Below are 9,752 nucleotides of genomic sequence, written 5' to 3'. Positions count from 1 at the left end.
GGGCTCCCCCGCTAAACGCCGCCATTCGCTGCCAAGCCAGCTCCTACGGGCAATGCAGCTGCCTACAACATGTCATGCAGACATAGCCAATGAATTCGCCCCCACAGGAGGCAGGGCGTCGCGGGGGAGGCTATTCCAGGCTATCCGGATCCCCGCAATACATTTGTATTCTCGAACGCAGCCAGCGCTCGGCGGGGTCGTTGTCCTGGGCGCCGCGCCAGGCCATGGACAGCTCGAAGGATTGGACCGGCAGGGGTGGGTCTTCGGCACGCAGGCCGCCCGCGGCAGTGAGGGCGGCGGCGGTGTAGTCCGGCACCATGGCCACCAGATCGGTACCCGCGAGCAGGGTGCCGAGGCCATTGAACTGTGGCACGGCCAACACGACCTTGCGCGTTTTGCCGACCTTGGCAAGCTCCTCATCCACGAAGCCACCCAGGTCGCCGGCGAAGGACACCAGGGCATGGGGCCTTGTGGAGTAATCATCCAGGCTCAGCGCGCCGGGCACCGAGTCGGCGCGCAGGAGCTTGGGCCTGGAGCGCCGCAGGGTCTTGCGCTTGGCATTGGCCGGCAGTTCCTCGGTGTAGGCGACGCCCACGGAGATCTCGCCGGAGGCCAGCAGGTTGGGCATCAATAGATAGTTGGTGCGTCGCACCACCAGAACCACGCCGGGGGCTTCGGCGCGCAGGCGGCGGAGCAGGGCGGGGAGCAGGGCGAATTCCACGTCGTCCGACAGGCCGATGCGGAACACGGCGCTGCTGGTGGCCGGATCGAAGTCGGCGGCACGGCTGACGGCTGTGGAGATGGAGTCCAGCGCCGGGGAGAGCAGGGCGAAGATCTCCATGGCCCGGGCAGAGGGTTCCATGCTGCGGCCCGTACGCACGAACAGCGGATCGTCGAACAGGGTCCGCAGGCGGGCCAGTGCCGCACTGATGGCCGGCTGACCGAGGAACAGCTTTTCTGCCGCGCGCGTCACGCTACGCTCGTGCATGAGCGTCTCGAACACGATAAGAAGGTTGAGGTCAACTCTTCGCAGGTCGTTCCGGTTCATGGAATCATCCGTAATTAATGTGTGAAAGGTGCAGTTCCCAGGACCGGTCGTCAAGGCTCACATCATCGCCGTTTATGACAACTATCAATGGTCGCGGGTGGTTTTGTAGATAAAGCCCGGATAGAGTCCGTGGCTATGAAGAGTCACAGGCGAGGTATGTGATGTCCCGCATGATCCGTTTTCACCAGTTCGGGGGCCCCGAGGTCCTCACACTCGAAGAGTTGCCGACACCCATTCCGGGCCCGGGCGAAGTCCTGGTGCGCACCCAGGCTCTGGGTGTGGGCTGGAGGGACGTGCTCTGGCGGCAGAACCTGGCGGCCGAGCAACCGGCCCAGTTACCTTCCGGTCTCGGCTCCGAGATGGCCGGCATCGTGGAAGCCGTGGGCGAAGGTGTCGATGACCTGAAGCCCGGCACCCCCGTGGCCAGCTTCCCGGCCAGTACGCCGAGCCAGCATCCGGCCTGGGGGGACCTGGTGCTGATGCCGCGTAATGGCCTGGTGGCCTATCCCGACGTCCTGACGCCGGAGGAAGCCTGCATCCATTACACGCCGCTGCTGATGGCCTATTTCGCCCTGGTTGACCTGGGTGGTCTGAAGCCGGGTCAGCACGTGCTGGTCACCGAGGCCGGGCATTGCCTGGCGCCGCAGACGGTGCAGCTGGCCAAGGCGTTGGGTGCCAAGGTGATCGCATCGACCAGCTACCCGGAAAGCCGTGCCTTTATCAAAGGGCTGGGTGCCGACAAGATCATCGTCACCGAAGAGCAGGACCTGGTCCTGGAGGCCGAGCGCTTCACCCAGGGCAAGGGCGTCGAGGTGGTTCTGGATCAGTGCGCCGGCCAGCAGATGAAGCTCCTGGGCGACGTGGCCGCGCAGCGCGGCAAGCTGGTTGTCTATGGCTGCAACGGCGGCAACGACACTGCGTTCCCGGCTTGCGCCGCGTTCAAGAAGCATCTGCAGTTCTATCGGCATTGTGTACTCGACTTCACCGGTTCTCCGGAGCTGGGCATCGAGGCCAATGAGGCTTCGGTTCAGCGTGCGCTGGACCATATCAACCAGATGACCCGTGATCATCTGCTGAAGCCTCCGGTTGATCGCGTCTTCGCGTTCGAGGACTTCGTCGAGGCCAACCGTCACATGGAAACCTGCCCGGCAGGTGGGCGTGTCGTGATCAAGGTTGCCGACTGAGGAAGGCGGGGCGGGCCGTTGGGTCCGCCCCGAATCTGTCTTGTTGTGGAATGGTGGGCAGTGTGCCGCGCGAGGCGGCCGGGCTGATAGCCGAATCCTGCTGGATTATTGCCTGATCCTCCTGAACCGCTTCCGGGTGCGAGACTAGCCTGCACACCATGGGTAAAGTTGGCCCATCTTCTCCGAGGGTCCAAACCATGAATGCACACACGCTCCTTGCCGCGCAGGAATCCGGTGCGGCTGCGCGCCAGCAGCAGGAGCTGGTGCAGTTCATTGAACGATTCACCGAGCAGGACGGTGCGCAGGTTACGGCCATTCCCGGCCTGACCCTGTTTCGCACTGCGCAACCCAGCGAACCTCTGCACTGCCTCTATGAGCCGGCTCTTGGCCTGGTGGTGCAAGGGCGCAAGAAGGTGCTGCTGGGCGAGGAAACCTACTACTACGGGCCGTCGCAGTTCCTTGTGGTGTCGGTGGACCTGCCGGTGATCGGCCAGGTCATCGATGCCAGTCCTGACGTGCCTTTTCTCAGTCTGCGCCTGGACCTCGATCCCAAGGAGATCAGCGCCCTGCTGATGGAGCTGCCAGCTCCCGCACCCTCTCCCCAAGCCTGTCCACGCTGCCTGTCGGTGAGCGGCCTGGGTGATTCGCTGCAGGATGCGGTGCTGCGCCTGCTGCGTCTCTTGGATACCCCCGAAGACATTCCCGTGCTGGCGCCTCTGGTGCGCCGGGAAATCCTCTATCGCCTGCTGCGCGGCGAGCAATGCGCGCAACTGCGCCAGATTGCCAGCAGCGGCACCCAGGGACATCGTATTGGCCGTGCCGTGAACTGGCTGCGACAGAACTTCCATCAGCCATTGCAGATCGAGCGCCTGGCCAGCGAGGTGAACATGAGCACCTCGGCCCTGCACCATCACTTCAAGGCGATGACGGCCATGAGTCCGTTGCAGTTCCAGAAGCAACTGCGTCTCCAGGAAGCCCGCCGGCTGATGCTGGTGGAGGCTCTGGACGCCGCCAGTGCCGGAGGCCGGGTAGGTTACGAGAGCCCGTCGCAATTCAGCCGCGAGTACAGCCGGCTGTTCGGCGCTCCGCCATTGCGGGACATCGCGCGCCTGCGCCAGTCGGCGTGAAGGTGCCCCGGAAGGGGCGCCCTGAACCATCATTACCCTGAATGCCCGTTCGGCGTTGCCGATCGGTTTCTCCCGAACCATCCAGACAGAGGTGGTAAGCCTGATGATTACCCTGAACCTGAACGGCAACGACGTTGAGCTCGACGTGCCTGCGGACATGCCCTTGCTCTGGGCATTGCGCGACGTTGTGAATCTGACTGGTACCAAGTACGGCTGCGGCATGGCCCTGTGCGGTGCCTGTACCGTGCATATCGACGGCCAGGCGACCCGGTCCTGCGTCACCCCGGTTTCCGCGGTGGTGGGCAAGAAGGTCACCACCGTCGAAGCGGTCGCCGAAGACCCGGTAGGCAAGGCTGTGCAGACGGCCTGGCGCAAGCTCGACGTGGTGCAGTGCGGCTACTGCCAGTCCGGGCAGATCATGTCCGCCACGGCGCTGTTGCGCGGCAACCCGAAACCGAGCGATGCCGATATCGATGCGGCCATGAGCGGCAACATCTGCCGCTGCGCCACCTACGTGCGGATTCGCGCCGCCATCCATGAAGCGGCCGGCACCCTGGCCTGAGGAGAGTCGAGATGGGCACGTTCGAAACCAATACCCGGGCCTCCAGCGGCATCCTCAATGTCAGCCGGCGTACCTTCCTCAAGGGCAGCGGCGGCCTTGCGCTGGGCATTGCCTTTGCGCCCTTGCTGAAAGGCGGTGACGCCCTGGCCGCAAGCGCCGAACCTTTCATGCCCAATGCCTTCGTGCGGATCGCGGCCGATGGCAGCGTGACCGTCCTGGCCAAGCACGTGGAAATGGGGCAGGGCAGCTACACCGGCCTCGCCACTTTGCTGGCTGAGGAACTGGATGCCGACTGGAGCCAGGTGAGGGTCGAGGGCGCACCGGCCAACGCCACGCTCTACAACAACCTCGCGTTTGGTCCGATGCAGGGCACCGGTGGCAGCTCCGCCATCGCCAACTCCTACGAGCAGATGCGCAAGGCCGGTGCCAGCGCCCGCGCCATGCTGGTGGCGGCCGCTGCCGAGCAATGGAAGGTACCGGCGTCGGAAATTACCGTGAACAAGGGTGTGGTCAGCCACACCGCTTCGGGCAAGCAGGCGGGCTTCGGCGAACTGGCCGAGGCGGCGGCGCGCCAACCAGTGCCGGCCGAGGTACAGCTCAAGTCGCCCACGGATTTCACCCTGATCGGTCAGGAGCGTCTTTCCCGCAAGGACAGCGCCGACAAGACCGATGGCAGTGCCACCTTCACCCAGGATTTCAAGCTGCCCGGCATGCTGGTGGCGGTAGTCGCCTACCCACCGCGCTTTGGCGGTGTGCCGATGTCGGTGGATGCGAGCAAGGCCAAGGCCGTGCCCGGTGTGGTGGAGGTCGTGGAGTTCACCGACACGCCCCATGGTCGCGCGGGTGTCGCGGTTCTGGCGAAGAACACGTGGGCCGCGCGCCAGGGCCGTGATGCCCTGGTGGTGGAGTGGGACGAAACAAAGGCATTCAAACTCGGCAGCGAGGAGATCTTCGCCCGCTATCGTGAGGCCGCTGGCAAGGAAGGCCGGATCGCCGGCAAGCAGGGCGATATCGCCACTGCCATGGCCCAGCCTGCCAGGCTGATCGAGGCCGACTTCGAGTTCCCCTATCTGGCCCATGCCGCCATGGAGCCGATGAACTGCCTGGTGAAGATATCCGCCGGCCAGTGCGATGTCTGGAACGGTGAGCAGTTCCAGACGGTGGATCAGTTGGCCATCGCCAAGTACCTGGGCATCCCGGTGGAGAAGGTCAGCCTGACCCAGCTCTACGCAGGTGGCAGTTTCGGTCGTCGTGCCAACCCGCAGTCGGACTATCTGCTGGAGGCGGTGGCCATCGCCAAGGCGGCCCGGGCCAAAGGCCAGGACGTACCGGTGAAGCTGGTCTGGACCCGCGAGGATGATACCCACGGCGGCTACTTCCGCCCGGCCTACCTGCATCGTGCGCGCCTGGCGCTGGATGACGAGGGCAAGCTGCAGGGCTGGCACCAGCGCGTGGTGGGGCAGTCCATCCTCAAGGGTACGGCCTTCGAGGGGGCGATGGTGAAGGACGGCATTGATCACACCTCGGTGGAAGGCGCGTCCAATCTGGCCTACGCGGTGCCCAACCTGCAGGTGGAATTGCATACGCCGGACGACATTGGCGTACCGGTGCAATGGTGGCGTTCCGTGGGGCACACCCACACGGCCTATGCGGTCGAAACCCTGATCGATCAGGCTGCCACGACCGCCGGCAAGGACCCATACGCGTATCGCCACGAGCTGCTCGGCAAGAAACCACGCCACCTTGGGGCGTTGGAGCTGGTCGCGCAGAAAGCGGGCTGGAATCAACCAATGAAGCCGGGCGCGGAGGGTGAGAAGCGCGGGCGTGGAATCGCCGTGCATGAGTCCTTCGGCTCCTTCGTCGCCCAGGTGGCGGAAGTGACGGTAAAGGCCGATGGCAGTTACAGGGTGGATCGTGTGGTCTGCGCGGTGGATTGCGGCGTGGCGATCAATCCCGACGTGATCAGGGCGCAAATGGAGGGAGGCATCGGCTACGGCCTGGCCGCCGCGCTACATGGCGCGATTACCCTGAAGGATGGGGTGGTGGAGCAGTCGAACTTCCACGACTTCCAGGTGTTGCGGATCAACGAGATGCCGGTGGTGGAGGTGCATATCGTGCCGTCGGCGCAAGCGCCTACCGGTGTTGGCGAGCCCGGCGTGCCACCTATTGCCCCGGCCGTGGCCAATGCGCTTTACGCGGCAGTGGGGCAGCGCTTCTACACGCTGCCGTTGCCAAGGCAGGTGAAGCCGGCCTGATTCAGGCCGCCTTGGCGGCGCAAATCAGCTCACGCAGGGCCTTGCGCTCGGCCACCGGAGTGGGGGCCTTGCGCACGGCCAGGCTTCCATCGTCCAGGCTCACCACCACTTCGGTCTCGAAGTGCAGGCGCAGTTCATCCAGGGTCACGTGAGTGACTTGATAGAGGTCGTCGCTGATACGAGGGTCGGCTGACATGGCATTGGTCTCGTTCCGGTTGGCCGTAGGGCCGATGGAGCGATAGTGACGCCAGGGCATCCAGCGCGGAATTGAAAGGGGGTGATGGTGAACATCATTCCTGTCGATGGCATGGCGTGGCCTCTATGGGGGGCACCTTGAGTCAGGCTTGAAAATCGTAGCCCGGATGATATCCGGGAGCAGTGGTTGGATTTCCTGCCCCGGATTTCATCCGGGCTACGTAGCTGCAGAACCCGTAGGAAGCTTCGACTTCGTCCTGTCCAGTCAGCCCTGCGGAACGAAGGCGGGGTCGGAAAGGTGCTCGACCAGTAAATCGTGGACCAGCCTTACCCGCAGCGATACGGGACCTTGTTGGGGGCGGTAGATGAACATTTCCCAGGGCGTGGGCGCCTGGTCCCGGAGCACTGCCAACAAGCGGCCGGCACGGATGTGCGAGTCGACCAGGTAGCTGGGTAGCTGGCCGAAGCCGATGCCGGCCAGTACAGCTTCCAGTTCGTTCTCCGGGTCGTCGGTGCAGAACGCTGCGTTTGCCGGCTGGATCTGCCGACCCTCGGCGAACATCCAGGGCCAGACGCGTCCAGTGTTGTTGTCGATCAGTGCGGTGGTTGGGGTCTGGTGCAGGGCGTCCACCGTCCCCGGTGTGCCCTGGCGTTGCAGAAGTTCCGGGGTCCCGACCACCCGCATTGGGATCTGCGCCACGGCCCGGGCGATATAGCGACGGTCACGAATGAAGCCGATGCGTACGCCGAGGTCGATCTGTTGCTCCACGGAGTCGGTGAGCTGGTCGGAGAGGCGCATGTCGAAGTGGATGCCTGGGTGTTTCCGGGCAATTTCCGCGAGTACGGGAAGCAGAAACCGCCGCCCGACCGAGCGCGGTGCGGCAATGCCTACGCGCCCGGCCAGCTCCTCTTCGCGCTTGCCGCCATGCTCCTGGAACAACTGGTCCAGTCCGGCCAGGGCCTCGCGGGCCTGGCTGGCGAGGCGCTCGCCGAAGGCGGTGATCTGCACGTGACGGGTGCTGCGATGGAACAGCGGTTCACCGAACTGATCTTCCAGGTCCTTGATGGCGCGGGTCACGGTTTGCGGTGAAGCGCCCAGGCGGGTGGCGGCTTCGCGGAAGCTTGGGGTTTCGGCGGCAACACAGAGGATGCGTAGCAGTTCGATGCGATTGAACATGGTCAGTGTTCCATAGGGTGGAATTTCAAAATCCTAACTATTCCATTCAATGATGGTGAGCGTTTTCCAATACTGGCGCCCAGTTACCGGACTCATCCTGATTCCGGGCTTCTCTGGAGTGCCTTCAATGAGCAACAACATTTCCTCCAAGGTCGTGGTCATCACTGGCGCCAGCAGCGGTCTGGGTGAGTCCACCGCCCGCCACCTGGCGTCCCAGGGTGCCAAGGTGGTGCTCGGTGCGCGTCGGGTCGAGCGCCTGCAAAGCCTGGTTGCCGAGATCGAAGCGAATGGCGGCGAGGCACTGGCAATCGCCACCGACGTGACGTCTGCCGAGCAGGTGGCCGCCCTGATCGATGGCGCGTTACAGCGTTTCGGTCGCGTCGACGTGCTGGTGAACAACGCGGGACTGATGGCCATTGCGCCCATGGATGAGGTCAAGGTGGACGAGTGGTCGCGCATGTTCGATATCAACGTCATGGGCGTACTCCACGGGATCGCAGCGGCGCTGCCGCTGTTCCGCAAGCAGGGCGGCGGGCACTTCATCAACGTCGCTTCGGTGGCCGGCATCAAGGTGTTCAGCCCGGGTGGAACCGTCTACAGCGCCACCAAGTTCGCGGTGCGCGCCATCAGTGAAGGCCTGCGCCATGAGGTGGGTGGTTCTATCCGCACCACGTTGATCTCCCCCGGTGCCGTGGATTCGGAGCTGAAGCACGGCAGTTCGCATCAGGAAAGTGCCCAGGCCCTGGGCGAGTTCTACAAGCTGGCCATTCCGGCCGATTCCGTGGCACGGGCCATCGCCTACGCCATCGAGCAACCGGCCGACGTGGACATCAACGAGGTGGTGCTGCGTCCCGCGGTTCAGGATTTCTGATCCCAGCCAGGAAAAAGGCGGCCCACATGGTCGCCTTTTTTCGTTTCGTCTATTTGCTGAGGAGCAATGCCAGCTCGTCGGCTTCCTCGCACCAGTCGGAATCCTCCGTCAAGGCGTCACGCAGGAAGGCGGACTGGGCCTGGTTCCAGAATGGTGCATCAGGCAGGGCCTGGCCTACCGCGAGTCGATTGCCGGTGACGAAGCGTTCTATTCCGGCCTTGTCGGAGGGCAGGCCGAGCTGGTCGAAGAGGGCACTGAGGGAGTGATGGCTGGTGTCCATGTGCGGGGCCTCCGGTGGGGGGGTCGACGGGGAAATGACCTCCATCGACTATAGACCCTGCGCCGGCCAGGACCGCTGGACGACAGCATGTCGGCCAAGGCTGGTGCCGGCTTGCGCTGTGGGCTCGCTTGGCTAGCCTCACAAAAAACGCGGTTATCCAATCGCGAGCCACCTTCACAAGGGGGGCGAAATGGACATCCAGTGCGAGCAAAAATACTCATTGCGGGACCCTGTGGAGGCCATGCTGCTGGTTGCGCCTGTCTGGACGCCGGTGCTCTTCATCTTCCTTGCCCAGTTGCTCCATGAGTTCTTCCAGATTTACTGGCTGTTCAATTCCAGCCTGAGCACCTTCGGCATGTTCCTGGTGCCGGCCGTTTCGGCGCTCCCCCTGATCCACGAATCGCCTCGTCCGCTGACCATCAGGCTATTGATTGCGGGCGGCTACTACCTGGTTGGGTTGGCGGCGATCTTTCTGATGTCCTGGGGAATGCTGCTCTATACAGGCTATACCTGATCCGTCCGCGGAACCTGGCGCGGGGCTGCGGATCAAAGGTCCCGGGTCCGCACATTCGGCGGATCGTCCCACTACGGAGCCTTTCATGTCGCCTTTGAAGAAACTCGCACTCATCGGACTCGTGGCCCTGCCGCTGGCTGGTTGCCTGAAAGAGGAGCCCATTGATCAGGCGGTGCTCTGCACCTACAGCACCGATGCCGAGGCCAAGTTGTGCAAGCCCGGGCAGATGTCCTGGTTCAAGGCGGGCAAGGCGGTCAACCAGTCCCTGCCGTTGAGCGTGGCGGCGGCGTATTGCGACTTCAATTTTCAGGTGATGTACAACGAGGCGGGAGTGATCTGCGTGTTCACCGACAAGCGCTTGAGCCTGGTGAAGTAGGGAGCGGCGCGGGGTCTGTGGGGCCAGAAGGGCAGCTACGCTGCCTTGGCGAATGAATTCGCCCTTACAAGGACAGCGTACCGCCGGGCGGTGTGCCCGTACTTTTCAGCCCCCCAAATAGAAAGAAGGCGCCACACGTGGCGCCTTCTGCCTTTCGAGGATC

11 protein-coding genes are annotated in these 9,752 nt (G+C 63.8%); 7 read left to right on the top strand and 4 right to left on the bottom strand.

Annotated features, from left to right (window positions below):
* Positions 1–130: 130 nt before the first annotated feature.
* A complete protein-coding gene (locus tag AAHM40_RS26820; RefSeq protein ID WP_342247413.1) occupies positions 131–1,048 on the bottom strand; it encodes a LysR substrate-binding domain-containing protein in 918 nt (305 codons plus the stop codon).
* Between the two features lie 161 nt (positions 1,049–1,209).
* On the opposite strand from AAHM40_RS26820, the gene AAHM40_RS26815 reads away from it, so the two are divergent.
* The 4 genes from AAHM40_RS26815 to AAHM40_RS26800 all read left to right on the top strand — a co-directional run bounded on the left by AAHM40_RS26815 (position 1,210) and on the right by AAHM40_RS26800 (position 6,176).
* Positions 1,210–2,232, top strand: coding sequence for a zinc-dependent alcohol dehydrogenase family protein (locus tag AAHM40_RS26815; RefSeq protein ID WP_342247412.1), 1,023 nt, complete (start codon positions 1,210–1,212; stop codon positions 2,230–2,232).
* A 197-nt stretch (positions 2,233–2,429) separates the two neighbouring features.
* Entirely contained in the window at positions 2,430–3,359 is a 930-nt protein-coding gene (locus AAHM40_RS26810) for an AraC family transcriptional regulator (protein WP_342247411.1), read from the top strand.
* 103 nt (positions 3,360–3,462) lie between these two features.
* Complete coding sequence (locus AAHM40_RS26805) at positions 3,463–3,921, top strand: (2Fe-2S)-binding protein (RefSeq protein ID WP_028631257.1); 459 nt, start codon at positions 3,463–3,465, stop codon at positions 3,919–3,921.
* Positions 3,922–3,932: 11 nt separating this feature from the next.
* Positions 3,933–6,176 (top strand): xanthine dehydrogenase family protein molybdopterin-binding subunit, encoded by a 2,244-nt coding sequence (locus AAHM40_RS26800; RefSeq protein ID WP_342247410.1) that lies wholly within the window; start codon positions 3,933–3,935, stop codon positions 6,174–6,176.
* 1 nt (position 6,177) lies between these two features.
* Here the strand turns inward: AAHM40_RS26800 and ptrC are convergent, their stop codons facing one another.
* The gene (gene ptrC / locus AAHM40_RS26795; protein ID WP_342247409.1) at positions 6,178–6,372 is read right to left on the bottom strand and encodes a type III secretion system co-regulatory protein PtrC; all 195 of its coding nucleotides are present in this window, start codon (positions 6,370–6,372) and stop codon (positions 6,178–6,180) included.
* 264 nt (positions 6,373–6,636) lie between these two features.
* Positions 6,637–7,548, bottom strand: a complete 912-nt coding sequence (locus AAHM40_RS26790; protein WP_342247408.1) for a LysR family transcriptional regulator — start codon at positions 7,546–7,548, stop codon at positions 6,637–6,639.
* 127 nt (positions 7,549–7,675) lie between these two features.
* Here AAHM40_RS26790 and AAHM40_RS26785 point away from each other — a divergent pair, with 127 nt between their 5' ends.
* Positions 7,676–8,419 carry an SDR family oxidoreductase gene (locus AAHM40_RS26785; RefSeq protein WP_342247407.1) on the top strand — a complete coding sequence of 248 codons (744 nt, stop codon included), beginning with the start codon at positions 7,676–7,678 and terminating at the stop codon, positions 8,417–8,419.
* 49 nt (positions 8,420–8,468) lie between these two features.
* On the opposite strand, the gene AAHM40_RS26780 is transcribed toward AAHM40_RS26785, so the two are convergent.
* Positions 8,469–8,699: a DUF2789 domain-containing protein gene (locus tag AAHM40_RS26780; RefSeq protein ID WP_342247406.1), complete on the bottom strand. Its 231-nt coding sequence runs from the start codon at positions 8,697–8,699 to the stop codon at positions 8,469–8,471.
* A 190-nt stretch (positions 8,700–8,889) separates the two neighbouring features.
* Between AAHM40_RS26780 and AAHM40_RS26775 the strand changes: the two genes are divergently transcribed.
* Together AAHM40_RS26775 and AAHM40_RS26770 are read left to right on the top strand one after the other, a co-directional pair.
* Positions 8,890–9,213, top strand: coding sequence for a hypothetical protein (locus AAHM40_RS26775; RefSeq protein WP_342247405.1), 324 nt, complete (start codon positions 8,890–8,892; stop codon positions 9,211–9,213).
* Positions 9,214–9,298: 85 nt separating this feature from the next.
* Positions 9,299–9,589 carry a hypothetical protein gene (locus AAHM40_RS26770; RefSeq protein WP_342247404.1) on the top strand — a complete coding sequence of 97 codons (291 nt, stop codon included), beginning with the start codon at positions 9,299–9,301 and terminating at the stop codon, positions 9,587–9,589.
* The last annotated feature ends 163 nt before the right edge of the window (positions 9,590–9,752 follow it).

Source organism: Pseudomonas sp. OTU5201 (genome assembly GCF_038440135.1).
GTDB lineage: Bacteria > Pseudomonadota > Gammaproteobacteria > Pseudomonadales > Pseudomonadaceae > Metapseudomonas > Metapseudomonas resinovorans.
Note: the sequence above shows the minus strand (reverse complement) of the source record. Positions and strands in the feature narration are given on the sequence as shown.